15 protein-coding genes are annotated in these 16,479 nt (G+C 71.8%); 8 read left to right on the top strand and 7 right to left on the bottom strand.

Annotated elements, in window-relative coordinates; all coding sequences use genetic code 11:
- Positions 1-42 precede the first annotated feature (42 nt).
- Positions 43-771, top strand: a complete 729-nt coding sequence (locus tag CR470_RS13300; protein WP_373561409.1) for a SanA/YdcF family protein — start codon at positions 43-45, stop codon at positions 769-771.
- 165 nt (positions 772-936) lie between these two features.
- Here CR470_RS13300 and CR470_RS13295 read toward each other — a convergent pair whose 3' ends face one another.
- The 3 genes from CR470_RS13295 to CR470_RS13285 all read right to left on the bottom strand — a co-directional run bounded on the left by CR470_RS13295 (position 937) and on the right by CR470_RS13285 (position 2,461).
- Positions 937-1,413 carry a gamma-glutamylcyclotransferase family protein gene (locus CR470_RS13295; RefSeq protein WP_097867805.1) on the bottom strand — a complete coding sequence of 159 codons (477 nt, stop codon included), beginning with the start codon at positions 1,411-1,413 and terminating at the stop codon, positions 937-939.
- Between the two features lie 8 nt (positions 1,414-1,421).
- Positions 1,422-1,763 (bottom strand): divalent-cation tolerance protein CutA, encoded by a 342-nt coding sequence (gene cutA, locus CR470_RS13290; protein ID WP_097867800.1) that lies wholly within the window; start codon positions 1,761-1,763, stop codon positions 1,422-1,424.
- Between the two features lie 71 nt (positions 1,764-1,834).
- Complete coding sequence (locus CR470_RS13285) at positions 1,835-2,461, bottom strand: NADPH-dependent FMN reductase (RefSeq protein WP_097867799.1); 627 nt, start codon at positions 2,459-2,461, stop codon at positions 1,835-1,837.
- Between the two features lie 94 nt (positions 2,462-2,555).
- Between CR470_RS13285 and CR470_RS13280 the strand changes: the two genes are divergently transcribed.
- The 4 genes from CR470_RS13280 (at position 2,556) to CR470_RS13265 (ending at position 5,647) form a co-directional block, all read left to right on the top strand.
- Entirely contained in the window at positions 2,556-3,368 is an 813-nt protein-coding gene (locus tag CR470_RS13280; protein ID WP_097867798.1) for an aminotransferase class IV family protein, read from the top strand.
- Between the two features lie 56 nt (positions 3,369-3,424).
- Positions 3,425-3,895, top strand: a complete 471-nt coding sequence (locus CR470_RS13275; RefSeq protein WP_097867797.1) for a DUF5990 family protein — start codon at positions 3,425-3,427, stop codon at positions 3,893-3,895.
- Positions 3,896-4,387: 492 nt separating this feature from the next.
- Positions 4,388-4,933 (top strand): hypothetical protein, encoded by a 546-nt coding sequence (locus CR470_RS13270; RefSeq protein ID WP_097867796.1) that lies wholly within the window; start codon positions 4,388-4,390, stop codon positions 4,931-4,933.
- 81 nt (positions 4,934-5,014) lie between these two features.
- The gene (locus tag CR470_RS13265) at positions 5,015-5,647 is read left to right on the top strand and encodes a class F sortase (protein WP_097867795.1); all 633 of its coding nucleotides are present in this window, start codon (positions 5,015-5,017) and stop codon (positions 5,645-5,647) included.
- A 3-nt stretch (positions 5,648-5,650) separates the two neighbouring features.
- Here CR470_RS13265 and CR470_RS13260 read toward each other — a convergent pair whose 3' ends face one another.
- Positions 5,651-6,442: a TSUP family transporter gene (locus tag CR470_RS13260; RefSeq protein ID WP_097867794.1), complete on the bottom strand. Its 792-nt coding sequence runs from the start codon at positions 6,440-6,442 to the stop codon at positions 5,651-5,653.
- A gap of 179 nt (positions 6,443-6,621) precedes the next feature.
- Here CR470_RS13260 and nirB point away from each other — a divergent pair, with 179 nt between their 5' ends.
- The 3 genes from nirB to CR470_RS13245 all read left to right on the top strand — a co-directional run bounded on the left by nirB (position 6,622) and on the right by CR470_RS13245 (position 10,934).
- On the top strand, positions 6,622-9,240 hold the full coding sequence (gene nirB, locus CR470_RS13255) for a nitrite reductase large subunit NirB (protein ID WP_097867793.1): 2,619 nt from the start codon (positions 6,622-6,624) through the stop codon (positions 9,238-9,240).
- Positions 9,240-9,599, top strand: coding sequence for a nitrite reductase small subunit NirD (gene nirD / locus CR470_RS13250; protein WP_097867792.1), 360 nt, complete (start codon positions 9,240-9,242; stop codon positions 9,597-9,599). Before nirB ends, nirD begins: the two co-directional genes overlap by 1 nt.
- A 168-nt stretch (positions 9,600-9,767) precedes the next feature.
- Positions 9,768-10,934: an alkaline phosphatase PhoX gene (locus CR470_RS13245; RefSeq protein WP_097867804.1), complete on the top strand. Its 1,167-nt coding sequence runs from the start codon at positions 9,768-9,770 to the stop codon at positions 10,932-10,934.
- 76 nt (positions 10,935-11,010) lie between these two features.
- On the opposite strand, the gene CR470_RS13240 is transcribed toward CR470_RS13245, so the two are convergent.
- The 3 genes from CR470_RS13240 to ppdK form a co-directional block, all read right to left on the bottom strand.
- On the bottom strand, positions 11,011-11,421 hold the full coding sequence (locus tag CR470_RS13240; RefSeq protein WP_097867791.1) for a VOC family protein: 411 nt from the start codon (positions 11,419-11,421) through the stop codon (positions 11,011-11,013).
- Between the two features lie 205 nt (positions 11,422-11,626).
- Positions 11,627-12,670: an ArsR/SmtB family transcription factor gene (locus tag CR470_RS13235; protein WP_097867790.1), complete on the bottom strand. Its 1,044-nt coding sequence runs from the start codon at positions 12,668-12,670 to the stop codon at positions 11,627-11,629.
- Between the two features lie 646 nt (positions 12,671-13,316).
- Positions 13,317-16,028 (bottom strand): pyruvate, phosphate dikinase, encoded by a 2,712-nt coding sequence (gene ppdK, locus CR470_RS13230; RefSeq protein ID WP_097867789.1) that lies wholly within the window; start codon positions 16,026-16,028, stop codon positions 13,317-13,319.
- Positions 16,029-16,479 lie beyond the last annotated feature (451 nt).

Genomic DNA, 16,479 nt, shown 5'->3' with positions numbered 1-16,479 from the left:
GCCATCAGAGATGTGTATAAGAGACAGCTGCGGGACCGGTCCGTGCCGCGGCTGCCTGCCCGGCTGCGACTGCCCGCCCGGTCCCGGCTGCCGTCGTGGCCCGTGGTGCGGCTGCCGCGCGCCCGGCGGGTGCAGCGGCGGCTGGCGCAGGGGCTGATGGTCGCCTGTGTGCTGGCCCTGGCGCCCGCGACCTGGATGCGGCTGGAGGCCGGCGACCGGGTGGGCACGACGGCCGAGGCTCCGGCGCGGGAGGTCGCCGTGGTGTTCGGCGCCGGGCTGTGGGAGGGCCGGCCGACCCCGTACCTCGCACACCGGCTGGACGCGGCGGCCGAGCTGTACCGCACCGGGAAGGTGAAGGTCGTTCTGGTCACCGGGGACAACAGCCGGGCGGAGTACGACGAGCCGGACGCGATGCGCACGTATCTCACCGGACGCGGGGTGCCCGACGAGCGGATCGTGAGCGATTACGCCGGGTTCGACTCCTGGGACTCCTGCGTCCGGGCCAAGAAGATCTTCGGGGTCGACCGGGCGGTGCTGGTGAGCCAGGGCTTCCACATCCACCGGGCGGTCACCCTGTGCCGGTCGGCCGGGATCGACGCGTACGGCGTCGGGGTCGACGAGCCGCGGGACGTCACCTGGTACTACGGCGGCGCCCGGGAGCTGGCGGCCTCCGGCAAGGCGGCGCTGGACGCCCTGCTCCGGCCCGACCCGCGGTTCCTGGGGCCGGAGGAGCAGGGCGTGACGGACGCGCTGGCCGCCGGGGCACGCTGATGCGTCCCCGGGGCGCCGTGCGAGGCGCGTGCGCCGGCGGTCCCGGGAGCGGTAGGGCGCGCGTGCGCAGGCGGCACCGGGCGCGGTCTGGCGCGTGCGCGCCCGGCGGATTGCGCCGGGCGGGTGAAACCGGGCGGGTGGAACCCGGCCTCAGGGGGACAGCCCTCAGGAGCCGTCCGGCGCGCGGCCGGTGGTCCACCGGCCCCCGGGGATGAGGACGCCGCCGGTCCGCAGCGAGCGGGTGACGGCGGCCGCGGCGAGGTAGACCCAGGCCCGCACGGACTCCCCGGCCTCCGACGCCCCCTGCCCCGGCAGTTCGACCTCGCGGACGACGCGTTCGTACAGGTTGCGCGGGTGGCCGGGGCCGAGGAACTCCTCCAGGTGGTCCAGCAGCCCGAGCAGTTCCCCGTACACCCCGGGCGCCGCGACGAGCAGCCTGCCGTGGACGCGGCCGTGGCCCTCGATCGCGTACGGGTAGCCGGGGCCGTCGTAGAGCAGGGCCCGGGGCAGCACGGCCGGCCGCTCCCCCGCCGTGCGGCCCCGGAGGAACAGGTCGTGGTTGGGTTCGCCCGGCAGCAGCGTTCCGTACACGAAGAAGGGCAGCTCGGCGGCGACCGGGCCGCCGGGGGCGGTCGTGGTCATGGCCGCCGTCACAGGGCTGCCGGGGGCGCCGTCTCCGCCGTCACCCAGCCGAGGTAGCGGGCACCGCCCCGGATCACCGGCAGGGCGATGATCTCCGGCGTCTCGTAGTCGTGCTCCCGCTGGAGGTGTTCCTCCAGTTCGTCGTAGCGTTCCGCCGTCGTCTTGAAGAGCACCTGCCACTCCTCCGTCGTCTCGATGGCGTTCTGCCACCGGTAGACGGAGGTGACGGGGGCGGAGATCTGCGCGCAGGCCGCCAGCCTGGCCTCCACCGCCGACCGGGCCAGGGCGTCGGCCTTGTCCTCGCTGTCGGTCGTGGTCAGTACGGTCAGCCATGCCGGCGGCGCTGTCATCGTCGGTCTCCTCGGAGTACGGCGGGCTCCTTGCCCGTGGGCCTTCGATGCGATTGTCGGCCCACGGCGGGTCAGGCGCCGTACGGACGGAGATTCCGGGCGTCGCGCAGGGCGGTGCCCCACCACACCAGCTGGTCCAGCAGCGCCTTGGCCGCCGCGTCGGCGGGCCCCGGGTCCAGATGGCTCCCCTCGTCGTCGAAGAGCGCGCCGGCGTTGTGGAAGGACACGGTGTCGCGGACGGTGACGGTGTGCAGTTCGGCGAAGACCTGCCGAAGGTGTTCGACGGCCCGCAGCCCGCCGGAGATGCCGCCGTAACTGACGAAGGCGACGGGCTTGGCCTGCCATTCCTCGCTGTGCCAGTCGATGAGCGTTTTCAGTGGTGCGGGGTAGGAGTGGTTGTACTCGGGGGTGAGGACGACGAAGGCGTCGGCCGCCGCGAGCCGGGCGGAGACCGCGCCGAGCCGCGCCGCCTCCTCGGGCCCGGGGCTGAAGGTGATGGCGGTGGGAAGGCCGGCCTCGGCGACGTCGATCAGTTCGGTCTCGATGCCGGGATGGCCCGCCGCGCGGGCCAGGAACCAGTCGGCGACGACGGGACCGAAGCGGCCGTCGCGGTTGCTGCCGAGGATGACGGCCACCTTGAGGGGGGCGGGCTCGGGGGCGGGCACGGTGGATGACGTGGATACGGCTGTGATGTCCATGGCGTTGACCTTTTCCCCTCAACCATGGTTGAGGTCAAGGGTGCCGTCCGCTTCCTGCCCGATCCTGGTCCGACGGCGCGCTTACGGTGGCCGCATGACGACGTACCGGCCGGACACGCCCCTGCCCCGCATCGAGTTCGACGGCCACCCGGCCACCGAGGAGGACCTGCGGATCCCCGCACTGTACGGCTTCGGCCACTTCACCGCCCTGCAGGTGCGGGACGGCGGGGTGCGGGGCCTCGGACTTCATCTCGCCCGGCTGGACGCCGCGAACCGGGAGTTGTTCGACCTCCCGGTGGACGGTGAGCGGGTGCGGGAGCTGATCCGGCACGCCCTGGGCGGCGCGGCGCTGCGGGACGCCTCGGTGCGGGTGAACGGCTACCTGCCGCCCGGCGCGACGCACACGACCCTGATGGTGACGGTCCGGGAGCCCGCCGCCGGGCCGGTCGGGGCGCGGAGCCTGATGTCGGTGCCGTACGCGCGCACGGCCCCGCACATCAAACGGCCGGGCGAGTTCGGGCAGACGTACTACGGGGCGCTGGCCGGGCGGGCGGGGTTCGACGAGGCGCTGCTGACCGCGCCCGGCGGAGTCGTGACCGAGGGCGCGATCACCAACATCGGCTTCTGGGACGGGAGCTCGGTGGTGTGGCCCGACGCCCCGGCGCTCGCCGGCATCACGATGACCCTGCTGGAGCAGGGGCTGGAGCGGGCCGGACGGCCGTCGGCGCGCCGCCCGGTGACGCTGGAGGGCCCGGACGGGGTGGGCCGCTATCCGGCCGCCTTCGTCTGCAACTCGCGGGGCATCGCGCCGGTGCGGCGGATCGACGACACCGCGTTCACGGTCGACGAGAAGCTGATGAGAGACCTGGGCGCGGTGTACGACGCCGCTCCGGTGGACACCGTGTGAGAACCCCGCCCGGGAGGGCGGGGCAGCGCGCTTCGGCCGTGCCGGACCATGGGGGCATGCAGATCCATATCGAGGCCTCAGCCCTCCCCGGTCGCAGCTGCGGCCCGGACAGCGACTTTCCCGGGTACGCGAACATCCACGTCGGCGTCCAGCGCAAGGACCGGCCGGGCGAGCTGCTCGACCCGCACCCCGGGGACGCCCCCTCCGCCTCGTGGGTCCTCGACTGCACGGCCACCGCGACGGCGGACGGGATCGAGGTGTCGGGGCCCTACGTCCAGAACCGGCTGGGCGGACGGTTCGTCTATCTGTCCTGGGGCACGGTGGACGACGCCGGGGTCTTCACCATGTTCCGGCGCGCCAAGCTGATGTTCGACGACATCGATCCGGACGTCCTCGAAGCCGCCGCGCGCACCGGACGCCTCACCGGGCGGCTCGGGCTCACCGACGCCAAGGGGCAGCCGCTGTGCGCCCGGGTGCGCCCGCCGCAGATCGTCTGGAGCGCCACGGACGGGGCGAGCGGAGCCTGAGGAGAGCCGGGGGCGAACGGAGCTCGGGATCCGGGGGCGGAGCTCGGCATCCCGTGGGGGCGAACGCGGCCGGATGAGCCGGGAGCGGGCACGACCGGCGGCGGATACGGCACCGCCTCGGGCACGGCCGGCGGCGGATACGACACCGCCCCCTCCGGTCCAAGGGGGGAGTGGACCGGAGGGGGCGGTGCCGTGGGGGGCGGGGTTCCGTCCCGTGGGGGGTGTCTTGCGTGTGCCCGGGGCTCGTCACGTCATTCATGTGACCTGCGTCACTTTTCGCGTCCGCGGCTCACCCGATCGGCACCCGGACCGCCGGCACGGACCGAACGGCCCAGCCGCACCGCCGCGACCTGCGGCGATCCCTTCCGGCAAGGGTGCCGCGCCGGTCCGTACGGGTGAAAGCTGACCCCACGTCAGAAGGCGTGGCGGGCCGGGCCCCCGTTGGCTCGGGACAGGACACACCCGCTCGCGCCGTCTGCCCGGAGGATCCCCATGCGCAGTCCTGCCCGCCTCGTGACCGGCACCGTCGGTGCCGCGTTCACCGTCATCGCGTTCGGTCTCACCGCCGCCGCTCCGTCCGCGTACGCGGGCGACTTCGGCCGTCTGGAGATCACCCCGGCGACCGCGGCCCCCGGCGCCACCGTCACCGTGAACACCACCGCCTGCGGCAAGAAGGGCTCGGGCATCGGCGACGCGAACTCCCTGGACGCCGGGGACTTCGAGATGCGCCCCGGCACCCACAAGGAGGTCGTGGTCGGCAAGTTCACCGTGCCGCACGACACCCGGCCCGGCACCTACGAGATCATCGTCTCCTGCGACAACGGCAAGGACGCCGTCGGTGATTTGGAGGTGATCGGCGGCGGCAAGCACGAGAAGCCCATCCACGACCGCCCGTCCGGCCATGTGCGCACCGGGGTCGGCGGCAGCGTCGAACCGAACTCCACGCAGGTCGCTCTCGGCGTCGGCGTGATCGGCCTGGCCGCCGTCGGCGGACTGTGGCTGCTGCGCCGCCGCTCCGAGGGCGCCGAAGGAAGCTGAATCCCCGCTTCCCCCTGACCGGGCGGGGCGCGTCCCCGAGCGCGCCCCGTCCGCCCCGGACCACCGACCGAGGACGACGCCGTGTCACCGAGCGCGCAGAAGGCCAAGGGCTGGCTGGTGGGCATCGCCGTGCTGTGCGGCATCTGGCTCATCCAGAACGGCCCCGGCGGCCAGCTGATCCCGCCGCAGCCCTCCAGCGCCCAGGCCTTCGCCGCCGGGCCCCAGCTCCAGCCCGGCTCCCCGGTCGCCGAGCCGCTCAACCCCTCCGAGCCGGTCCGCATCCGCATCCCGAGCATCGAGGTGGACGCGCCGATGACCCGGCTGGGACTGGCCGCCGACGGCAGCCTCGACGTACCGCCGGACGAGGACCGCAACCTCGCGGGCTGGTACGCGGACGGCGTCCCGCCCGGCGCACGGGGCACCGCGATCGTCGCGGGGCATGTGGACAACGCGGACGGCCCGTCCGTCTTCTACGCCCTGGGGGCCCTGACCAAGGGGACCGAGGTCGAGGTGGTCCGCAAGGACGGGCGCACGGCCGTCTTCTCGATCGACGCCATCGAGGTCTACGACAACGACGACTTCCCCGACCAGCGCGTCTACGGCGACTCCCCGCACGCGTCGCTCCGGCTGATCACCTGTGGCGGCGGCTTCTCGAAGGAGACCGGCTACCAGGGCAACGTGGTGGCGTACGCGCACCTCACCGAAGTCCGCTGAGGCCTACGCGTTCCACTGGTCGAAGCCCAACTTGGCGACCAGCGAGAACACCACGGTCAGCAGCACCGCCCGGACGAAGCCGCTGCCCCGGCTCAGCGCCATCCGGGCCCCGATCATCCCGCCCGCCAGGTTGAAGAGGGCCATCACGGCCGCGAGCTGCCACAGCACGGTGCCCTGGTACGCGAACATCGCCAGCGCCCCCGCGTTGGTGCACACGTTGACGATCTTCGCGGTGGCCGACGCGGTCACCAGGTCCAGGTGGAGCACGGCGCTCAGGGCCAGCACCAGGAACGTGCCGGTGCCCGGGCCGAACAGCCCGTCGTAGAAGCCGATACCGCCGCCGACCAGCACGATCGCCGTGACGATCCGGGCCCGGGAGACCGGCCGGTCCGTGCCGTCGCCCGCCGCAGGCACCCCGAAGGACGGGCGCAGCAGCACGAAGGCCGCGACCCCGAGCAGCACAACCATGATCACCGGGCGGAGCGTCTCGCTGCTGATCCCGGCGGCGAAGAACGCCCCGGTCATCGACCCGGCGAGCGCCATCAGCCCGACCCGCACCGCCAGCCCCACCCGTACCGGGGCCTTGCGCAGGAAGGTCACCGCGGCCCCCGAGGTGCCCACGATCGCGACGGCCTTGTTGGTGCCGAGCACCTGGGCCGCCGGGACGTTCGGCAGGCCGAGCAGCAGCGCGGGCAGGAGCAGCAGTCCGCCGCCGCCCACCACCGCGTCGATCCAGCCCGCGGCGGCCGCGGCGAGGCAGAGGAGCACCAGAGTGGTCAGTGTTATGTCAGGCACGACCCGACCTTAGACGCCTGTCATCGGGGCACTTCTCCTCCGGAACGCCCTTGGCCCCTCACAGGGCCCCGGCGCCGCCGCTGAGCGCAAGGTTCCGCCCGGGAAACAGGCGGGATGCGGCCGGGTAACACCTCACGCCCACCCTCATGGCATGAGGACAACCGACGGAGGCCACTGAGATGCCGGAGCCCACCTTCGACCTGAGCACCACCGCCGCCGCCCCGAACGCCCTGGCGCACACCGCCGTTCCGACGATCGTGGTCGTCGGGCACGGCATGGTCGGCCAGCGGTTCCTGGAGGCCCTCACCGACCGCGGACTGACCCCGGCGGCCGGCGCCGCCCGGGTCGTCGTGCTCTGCGAGGAGCCTCGGCCCGCCTACGACCGGGTGCGGCTCACCTCGTACTTCGACGGGCAGAGCCCCGAGGACCTCTCCCTGGTGGAGCGGGACTTCATGGACCGGCACGGCATCGAGCTGTACGTCGGTGACCCGGCGACGGGCGTCGACCGGGCGGGGCGGACGGTGACCGCACGGTCCGGGGCGGTGTTCCGGTACGACACGCTGGTGCTGGCGACGGGCTCGTACCCCTTCGTGCCTCCGGTGCCGGGGAAGGACTCGCGGGGCTGCTTCGTGTACCGGACCATCGAGGACCTGGTCGCGATCGAGGAGTACGCGAAGGGCGCGGCGACCGGTGCGGTGGTCGGCGGCGGGCTGCTCGGCCTGGAGGCGGCCGGGGCGCTGAAAGGGCTCGGGCTGAGCACCCACGTGGTGGAGTTCGCGCCCCGGCTGATGCCGGTCCAGGTGGACGAGGGCGGGGGCGCGGCGCTGCTGCGCACGGTGGTGGACATGGGCCTCGCGGTGCACACGGGGGTCGGTACGCAGGAGATCCTGACGAGCGCGGGCGCGGACGGCGCGGTGACCGGGATGGCCCTCTCCGACGGCTCCTCGCTCGCCGTCGATCTGGTGGTCTTCTCGGCGGGCGTGCGGCCCCGGGACCAGCTGGCCCGGGAGTGCGGTCTGGCCGTCGGGGAGCGCGGCGGAATCGTCGTGGACGAGGAGTGCCGGACCTCGGACCCGGCCGTGTTCGCGATCGGCGAGTGCGCGCTGGCCGCCGACGGCCGCGTGTACGGGCTGGTGGCGCCGGGCTACGAGATGGCGCAGACGGCGGCCGAGGTGATCACGGGCGGCCGGTCCGTGTTCACGGGGGCGGACCTGTCGACGAAGCTGAAGCTGCTCGGCGTGGACGTGGCCTCGTTCGGCGACGCGCACGGGGCCGCCGAGGGGGCGCTCGACGTGGTGTACTCCGACGCCCGGTCGGGGGTCTACAAGAAGCTGGTGATCGGGCGGGACGGGACGCTGCTGGGCGGGGTGCTGGTCGGGGACGCGGACCAGTACGGCACGCTGCGGCCGATGACGGGCACGGTGCTGCCGGTCGCCCCCGAGCAGCTGGTGCTGCCGGCCGGGACGGGCGGCCCGGTGGCGCTCGGCCCCTCCGCGCTGCCGGACGATGCGGTGATCTGCTCCTGCCACAACGTGACCAAGGGCGCGGTCTGCGAGCACACCACGCTGCCCGAGGTGAAGAAGTGCACCAAGGCCGGCACGGGCTGCGGCAGTTGCCTGAAGGTGATCGGGCAGCTGATGCCGCCTCCGGCGGACGCGGGGCTGTGCGGCTGCTTCCCGTACGACCGCAGCGAGCTGTACGAGATCGTCCGCACCCTGGAGGTCACCTCCTTCGCCTCCCTGCTCGACTCGCACGGCCGCGAGGAGGCGAGGGGCGGGGACGGCTGCGAGGTCTGCAAGCCGACGGTCGGCTCGGTCATCGCCTCGCTCGCGCCGACCGTGGGCGCGAGCGGCTATGTCCTGGACGGCGAGCAGGCGGCGCTCCAGGACACCAACGACCACTTTCTGGCCAACCTCCAGCGCAACGGGTCGTATTCGATCGTGCCGCGCATCCCCGGCGGTGAGGTCACCCCGGAGAAGCTCATCGTCATCGGTGAGGTGGCCCGCGACTTCGGCCTCTACACGAAGATCACCGGCGGTCAGCGCATCGACCTCTTCGGGGCCCGGGTCGACCAGCTGCCGGCGATCTGGACCCGGCTGGTGGACGCGGGCTTCGAGTCCGGGCACGCGTACGGGAAGTCGCTCCGCACGGTGAAGTCCTGTGTGGGGCAGACCTGGTGCCGCTACGGCGTGCAGGACTCCGTGCGGATGGCGATCGACCTGGAGCTGCGCTACCGGGGTCTGCGCTCCCCGCACAAGCTGAAGTCGGCGGTCTCCGGATGCGCCCGCGAGTGCGCGGAGGCCCGGGGCAAGGACTTCGGGATCATCGCCACCGCCCAGGGCTGGAATCTGTACGTCGGCGGGAACGGCGGGGCCACCCCGCGCCACGCGGACCTGCTGGCCCAGGACCTCTCCGACGCCGAACTGGTGCGGCTGATCGACCGGTTCCTGATGTTCTACATCCGCACCGCCGACCGTCTGGAGCGCACCTCCGCCTGGCTGGACCGGATCGACGGCGGCCTGGACCACGTCCGGGATGTGGTCGTCCACGACTCGCTGGGACTCTGCGAGGAGCTGGAGAGGCTGATGGCCGACCATGTCGCCGGATACCGCGACGAGTGGGCCGAGACCATCAACGACCCGGAGCGGCTGCGGCGCTTCGTCACCTTCGTCAACGCCCCCGACGCCCCTGACCCCTCGGTGAAGTTCATTCCGGAACGGGACCAGATCAAGCCGGATCTGGAACTGCTCGCGGGACCCGTGCTCGCCGTCCGCACCCTCGAAGGGACCGCCTCCTGATGACCACCGCGACGATCACGACAGCGCAGGACACCGGACGCGTCCGGCTCGCCCACGGGAAGGACTGGCTGACGGTCTGCGACCGGGCCCTGCTGATCCCCGGGCGGGGCGTGGCGGTGCTGCTGCCGGACGGGGACCAGGCGGCGGTCTTCATGGACCGGTCGGGCCGGGTGTACGCGATCGGCAACCGGGACCCGTTCACCGGGGCGTACGTCCTCTCGCGCGGCCTGCTCGGTTCCGCGGGCGGGCGGCCGTTCGTGGCCTCGCCGCTGCTGAAGCAGCGCTTCGACCTGGCGACGGGTGCGTGCCTGGACGACGAGGGCGCGGCGGTGCCGGTCTTCACCGTACGGACGGACTGACCTACCGGCCTCGGGCGGCGGCCGGGTCGCGGGACGCGGCCCGTGCAACTCCTCCGCCGCCCGTTCACCCAGGCTTGACGCTCCGTCAACACCGATCTCCTACAGTCCTGACGCGCGACCCGCCGGTCCGTCCGGAGCGGCGGGCCCACACCCATGCGTGGAGTGATCGTGGAACGTCGGACCTTCTTGCGCACCGCGGTGATCGGCAGCTCGGCGGCCGCCTTCGGGGGCACGCTGTGGCGGGGCGCCGCCTTCGCCGACCCGGCCCAGCCCGCCCCCGGCCCGTACGGCGCGCTCCAGGCGGCCAACGGCAACGGCATCCAATTGCCCAGCGGCTTCACCAGCCGCATCATCGCCCGCTCCGGGCAGACCGTGCCCGGCACCTCCTACCGCTGGCACAGCGCGCCCGACGGCGGGGCGACGTACGCCGACGGCTCGGGCTGGATCTACGTCTCCAACGCCGAGGTGTCCCCGAGCAGCGGGGGCGGGGCGAGCGCGGTGAAGTTCAACTCCTCGGGGACGGTGACGTCCGCGTACCGGATCCTCTCCGGTACGAACAACAACTGCGCGGGCGGCGCCACCCCGTGGAAGACCTGGCTGTCCTGCGAGGAGGTCTCCCGCGGGTATGTGTACGAGACCGACCCCTGGGGTGTGAACGCCGCGGTGCGGCGTCCGGCGATGGGCCGTTTCAAGCACGAGGCCGCCGCCGCCGACCCGGACCACGGGTACGTCTACCTCACCGAGGACGAGAGCGACGGCCGCTTCTACCGCTTCCGCCCCACGACCTGGGGGAACCTGTCGAGCGGCACCCTTCAGGTACTGGTCGCGGGCACGGGCACCTCGGGACCGGTGACGTGGGCGAACGTGCCGGATCCGGCCGGCTCCTCCACCCAGACCCGGCACCAGGTGTCCGGGGCGAAGGTGTTCAACGGCGGTGAGGGCTGCTTCTACGCGGCGGGCACCTGCTGGTTCACCACCAAGGGCGACAACCGGGTGTGGGCGTACGACGCGAACACCTCGTCGATCTCGCTCGCGTACGACGACTCGCTGGTGTCGGGCGGCTCGGCCCCGCTGACCGGCGTGGACAACGTCATGCGGTCCGGGTCCGGCGACCTCTACATCGCGGAGGACGGCGGGAACATGGAGATCTGCCTGATCACGCCGGACGACACGGTGGCCCCGTTCCTGCGGATCACCGGCCAGTCCGGTTCGGAGATCACCGGGCCCGCGTTCTCGCCGGACGGCAGCCGGCTCTACTTCTCCTCGCAGCGCGGGACGAGCGGAAGCTCCTCCGGAGGCATCACGTACGAGGTGAAGGGCCCCTTCCGCAGCTGACGGGACCCGTGATCCGGACCGGGCGGCGGGCCGGCCGGCGCGGACTGCCGCGCCGGCCCGGCGTACGTCCCCCGGCTCAGGCCTGGCCCTCGGCGGCGGCCGGGTCCATCCACATGACCTCCCAGATGTGGTGGTCGGGGTCCTGGAACGATCGGCCGTACATGAAGCCCATGTCCTGCGTCTCGCCCGCCGGGAATCCGCCGGAGGCCAGGGCCGCGTCGACGATCTCGTCGACCTTCTCGCGGCTGTCGGCGCTGAGGGCGAGGATGACCTCCGTCGCCTTCGACGCGTCGACGACGTCCTTCTTGGTGAACTCCTTGAAGCGCGGCTCCGTCATCAGCATCGCGAAGATCGTGTCGCTGATGACCAGACACGCGGTCCTGTCGTCGCTGAACGCCGGGTTGGTCGTGAAGCCGAGCTTCCCGAAGAAGCCCACGGTGGTCTCCAGGTCCTTCACCGGCAGGTTCACGAAGATCATCTGAGCCATGGTCGTTTCCTCTTCCTCTGTCCCGTGGCGCCCGCGGTGGTGCGTCCGGCGCTTTCGATGGTTGGACGGCGGGGCCGTGCGGAACTCATCGGCGTACGGCAGAAGATTTGCACGGACCACTGACAACGGCCCGGACAACAGCCCGGACAACGGCCCGGACGACGGCCGTTCGGGCCCGCCGGGCTCCCTCGGCTCCCGCCCTGCCCTAAGGCAGGGCGAGCGGGGCTCCGCCGCGCAGCAAAGAGCCGCCGAGCGGGGTCAGGGTGTGCAGGACCGAGCTGCCGTGGCGCAGCGTCAGGACCAGGCCCGCCTCGCGCAGCACGGAGGCGTGCTGGCTCGCGGAGGCCAGTGAGACCCCGGCCCGGCGGGCGAGTTCGCTGGTGGTGCAGCCGTTGCCGATGGAGGAGAGGACGGCCGAACGGGTGTGGCCGACGAGCCGGCCGAGCCAGGGTCCCGGCTCCGCGAAGCCCGGGGCTCCGGGGTTGGCCACCGGGTAGACGAGCACCGGCGGGAGCGACGGGTCGCGGTAGACCACGGGCGTGCCCCGGCAGAAGAAGGAGGGCTGGAGCAGCAGCCCGCGCCCGTCCAGGTGCAGATCGCGGTCGAACGGGTAGTCCGCCTCCAGCACGGGCGAACGCCACCGGATCATCGGCGGCAGGGTGGCCAGGAGCCCGTCCGCTCCGCCGTCCAGCAGGGCCCGGCCGCGGACGGCCCGGTCCGCCTCGACGCTGGCCCGGATGTGCATCCAGTAGGGCTCCACGGCCGCGTGGTGGTAGCTGCGGAGGGCCCCGATGAGCCGGGCGAGCGGCTCGGCACGGCCCTCCATGAGCGCGGCGGGCAGCGCCGCGCTCGCTCTCCCCGCGCCGGGGTCCCGTTGACGCGGGCCGGCGGACAGGCCGGCCCGCTGCCGTATCCGCCCGGCGGCCAGCAGCTCCAGCTCCGCGTGGACGCGGTCGGCGGGAGTGTCGCGCAGCGCCTCCATTCCGACGTCGAGCCCGAAAGGCTCGGAGCCCTCCTGGGAGGGCGTCAGAAAATCCGGGAAATAGCCGCGGGGCGGGACGACCGCCGCCAGCAGCTGTGCTTCACCATTCAACCGCGCCCGGGATTCCGAACGCCATTTTCCGAACACCGTCGAAGCACGCCGGTCCCTGATCCGGTGAAAACTGAGAATGGTTTCCCACAGCGCGTCCGGCCTCGTGGCCATCCGCACCCGCGAAAGGTCCAGCCTGGACACATGGATACGCAGCACTACTCCCCCACCTGTTGCATCCGCAATTGCCCCCACCGAAGGGTATGCGGACCGTCACAGGAGGTCACCACGGGGTTTCGGCCAGAAGTGAAAGGTCTCGCCCCGTTCCGCTTCACCCGAAAAGCTGTACAGCGTCGGGTACGCATCCGGTGCCCACCGGATGAGCACGTGAAGGCCGTGGGGGGCTTTGTGTGTTCGGCGGCGGTGGGCGACGGTGCGGCTCCGTACCCGACGGGGGTAAGCCGGGTGCGGTCCATGGGTGGGGATCCATGGACCGCACCCCGGTCCTCCCCGGCCCGTCACCCGAATTTCTTTGCGCATTAAACGAAGCAATGTGCTCTGCGCCACATTCCTCGCGCGGCATTCGGTGCGCGCTTCTGACGACTTCCCCGTATCGCCGGTCATTTCCGCACACGCCACTTCCGTACCGCCGGTCACTTCCGGTCAGCCGTTCGCTCCCGGTCAGCGCAAGGCGAAGCGGCGGCACCCCCGCACAGGGTGCCGCCGCTTCTCGGCGGGGCCTTCGAGGCCCTGGTCGGTGGGCAGGGCTGTTCGTGCAGCCCTGCCCATGAGGCCGGGGGCTGTTCGTGCAGCCCCGGCCGGTGGGTCCGGGCCGTCCCTGCGGCCCCGACCCGGTGAGTCCGGGTCAGCGGCTGTCACTGCCCCGGGACTCGGCTGCGGCCCGGCCCGCCTCCAGGCGGGCTACGGGGATGCGGAACGGCGAGCAGGAGACGTAGTCCAGGCCCACCTCGTGGAAGAAGTGCACCGACTCCGGGTCTCCGCCGTGCTCGCCGCAGACGCCGAGCTTGAGGTCCGGGCGGGTGGCCCGGCCGGCCTCGACGGCGCTGCGGACCAGCGCGCCGACGCCGTCCTTGTCGATCGTCTCGAACGGGGAGACCCCGAAGATGCCCTTCTCCAGGTACGCGGTGAAGAACGAGGCCTCCACGTCGTCGCGGGAGAAGCCCCACACCGTCTGGGTGAGGTCGTTCGTGCCGAAGGAGAAGAACTGCGCGGCCTCGGCGATCTGGCCCGCCGTCAGCGCGGCGCGCGGCAGCTCGATCATGGTGCCGATGGTCAGCTTGAGGTCGGTGCCGGTGGCCGCCTGGACCTCGGCGATGACTCGGTCGGCCTCCTCGCGGACGATCTCCAGCTCCTGGACCGTGCCGACGAGCGGAATCATGATCTCGGCGCGCGGGTCGCCCTTGGCGTTCTTGCGCTGGGCGGCGGCCTCGGCGATGGCCCGCACCTGCATCGCGAACAGACCGGGGATGACGAGGCCCAGGCGCACCCCGCGCAGCCCCAGCATCGGGTTCTGCTCGTGCAGCTTGTGCACCGCCTGGAGCAGGCGCAGGTCGTTCTCGTTGGCGTCCTTGCGGGACTCGGCGAGCGCGACGCGCACCGACAGCTCGGTGATGTCGGGAAGGAACTCGTGCAGCGGCGGGTCGAGGAGGCGGACGGTGACGGGCAGCCCGTCCATCGACTCGAACAGCTCGATGAAGTCGGCCTTCTGGAGCGGGAGAAGAGCGGCCAGCGCGGCCTCGCGCTCGTCGTCGGTGTCGGCGAGGATCAGCTTCTCGACCATCTCGCGGCGCTCGCCGAGGAACATGTGCTCGGTGCGGCACAGGCCGATGCCCTGGGCGCCGAAGCGGCGGGCCCGCAGTGCGTCCTCGGCGTTGTCGGCGTTGGCCCGCACGCGCAGCCGGCGCACCCGGTCCGCGTACGCCATGATCCGGTGCACGGCGGCGACCAGTTCGTCGGCGTCGTCGGCCCCGGCGTGCATCCGGCCCTCGAAGTACTCGACGACCGGGGACGGTACGACGGGTACCTCGCCCAGGTAGACCTTGCCGGTGGAGCCGTCGATCGAGACGAGGTCGCCCTCCTCGATCACCCGGCCGCCGACCGTCATCCGGCGGCGCTTGGTGTCGACCTCCAGGTCCTCGGCGCCGCAGACGCAGGTCTTGCCCATGCCGCGCGCCACGACCGCCGCGTGCGAGGTCTTGCCGCCGCGCGAGGTCAGGATGCCCTCGGCGGCGATCATGCCTTCGAGGTCGTCGGGGTTGGTCTCGCGGCGGATCAGGATGACCTTCTCGCCGGAGCGGGACCACTTGATCGCGGTGTACGAGTCGAAGACGGCCTTGCCGACCGCGGCGCCCGGGGAGGCGGCGATGCCCCGGCCGAGCAACTCGGTCTTCGCCTCGTCGTCGAAGCGCGGGAACATCAGCTGGGCGAGCTGGGCGCCGTTGACGCGCTGGAGGGCCTCGGCCTCGTCGATCAGGCCCTGGTCCACGAGCTGGGTGGCGATCCGGAAGGCGGCGCCGGCGGTGCGCTTGCCGACCCGTGTCTGGAGCATCCAGAGCTGGCCGCGCTCGATGGTGAACTCGATGTCGCAGAGATCCTTGTAGTGGTTCTCCAGGGTCTCCATGATCTGCATGAGCTGGTCGTACGACTTCTTGTCGATCGACTCCAGATCGGCGAGCGGCACCGTGTTGCGGATACCGGCGACGACGTCCTCGCCCTGCGCGTTCTGGAGGTAGTCGCCGTAGACGCCCTGGTGGCCGCTGGCCGGGTCGCGGGTGAAGGCGACACCCGTACCGGAGTCGGGGCCCAGGTTGCCGAAGACCATCGAGCAGACGTTGACGGCCGTGCCGAGGTCGCCGGGGATGCGCTCCTGGCGGCGGTAGAGCTTGGCCCGGTCGGTGTTCCACGAGTCGAAGACCGCGTTTATGGCCAGGTCCATCTGCTCGCGGGCGTCCTGCGGGAACGCACGTCCGGCCTCGGACTCGACGATCTTCTTGAACTGCTTGACGAGCTTCTTCAGGTCGGCGGCGGCGAGGTCGGTGTCGACCGTGACCTTCTTGGCGTCCTTGGCCGCCTCCAGCGCCTCCTCGAAGAGGTCGCCGTCGACCCCGAGAACGGTCTTGCCGAACATCTGGATCAGGCGGCGGTAGGAGTCCCAGGCGAAGCGCTCGTCGCCGGACTGGGTGGCGAGCCCGGCCACCGAGGCGTCGGAGAGGCCGATGTTCAGGACCGTGTCCATCATGCCCGGCATGGAGAACTTGGCGCCGGAGCGGACGGAGACCAGCAGCGGGTCGTCGGCCTGCCCGAGCTGCTTCCCCATGCGCTCCTCCAGCGCCTTGAGGTGCGCACTCACCTCGTCGCGCAGCGCGGTCGGCGCGTCGCCGCTGTCCAGGTAGACCTTGCAGGCCTCGGTGGTGATCGTGAAGCCCGGAGGGACGGGCAACCCGAGGTTGGTCATCTCGGCGAGGTTCGCACCCTTGCCGCCCAGAAGATCCTTCAGATCCTTGTTGCCCTCGGTGAAGTCGTAGACGAACTTCTGGGGATCTTTGTTTTCCGACACGGGTCTCGACTCCTCGAGGACGCGGTGGCTGCCCTGACGGCGAGGAACATACCCAGATCGAAGGTGTATGGGTACGTCCACTTGGTCGTCATACGGCCGCAACCACCCGTCCGCCAGCAGATCGAAAGGCTCGCCCGGCCGAAGCACCTGAACTTGCGCCTTCACCTCCTGAATGCGACATGGCTGAAACTTGACCCCATGCGCTCATTCGAGCGGGCCGCTCACCACGTGAGTTCACTTTCCGAATCCAACAGGGTGGCACTGAGTGCCACGTCTTCCAGAAGTGCAGCCACGTTGAAAACGCTCATCTGAGCGCAAGCCCGATCAAGGGTGTTGTGAATCACGCTCGTTTCGGACCCCGGATTTCAGGATCCGGACGCCTCGGGCAGTCGCCGAGCACCCCGAGGCCCACCTCTTCCAGGCTACGGGCGAAGGTCCGCCACCGCGCGGG

Source organism: Streptomyces sp. rh34, from assembly GCF_002551245.1.
Classification (GTDB): Bacteria; Actinomycetota; Actinomycetes; order Streptomycetales; family Streptomycetaceae; genus Streptomyces.
Note: the sequence above shows the minus strand (reverse complement) of the source record. Positions and strands in the feature narration are given on the sequence as shown.

Excerpts from the sequence above, each read along its gene's own strand:
- cutA (WP_097867800.1), bottom strand. The coding sequence starts at position 1,763 with ATGACAGCGCCGCCGGCATGGCTGACCGTACTGACCACGACCGACAGC.
- CR470_RS13295 (WP_097867805.1), bottom strand. The coding sequence starts at position 1,413 with ATGACCACGACCGCCCCCGGCGGCCCGGTCGCCGCCGAGCTGCCCTTC.
- CR470_RS13270 (WP_097867796.1), top strand. The coding sequence starts at position 4,388 with ATGCGCAGTCCTGCCCGCCTCGTGACCGGCACCGTCGGTGCCGCGTTC.
- nirD (WP_097867792.1), top strand. The coding sequence starts at position 9,240 with ATGACCACCGCGACGATCACGACAGCGCAGGACACCGGACGCGTCCGG.
- nirB (WP_097867793.1), top strand. The coding sequence starts at position 6,622 with ATGCCGGAGCCCACCTTCGACCTGAGCACCACCGCCGCCGCCCCGAAC.
- CR470_RS13285 (WP_097867799.1), bottom strand. The coding sequence starts at position 2,461 with ATGGACATCACAGCCGTATCCACGTCATCCACCGTGCCCGCCCCCGAG.
- CR470_RS13280 (WP_097867798.1), top strand. The coding sequence starts at position 2,556 with ATGACGACGTACCGGCCGGACACGCCCCTGCCCCGCATCGAGTTCGAC.
- CR470_RS13275 (WP_097867797.1), top strand. The coding sequence starts at position 3,425 with ATGCAGATCCATATCGAGGCCTCAGCCCTCCCCGGTCGCAGCTGCGGC.
- CR470_RS13240 (WP_097867791.1), bottom strand. The coding sequence starts at position 11,421 with ATGGCTCAGATGATCTTCGTGAACCTGCCGGTGAAGGACCTGGAGACC.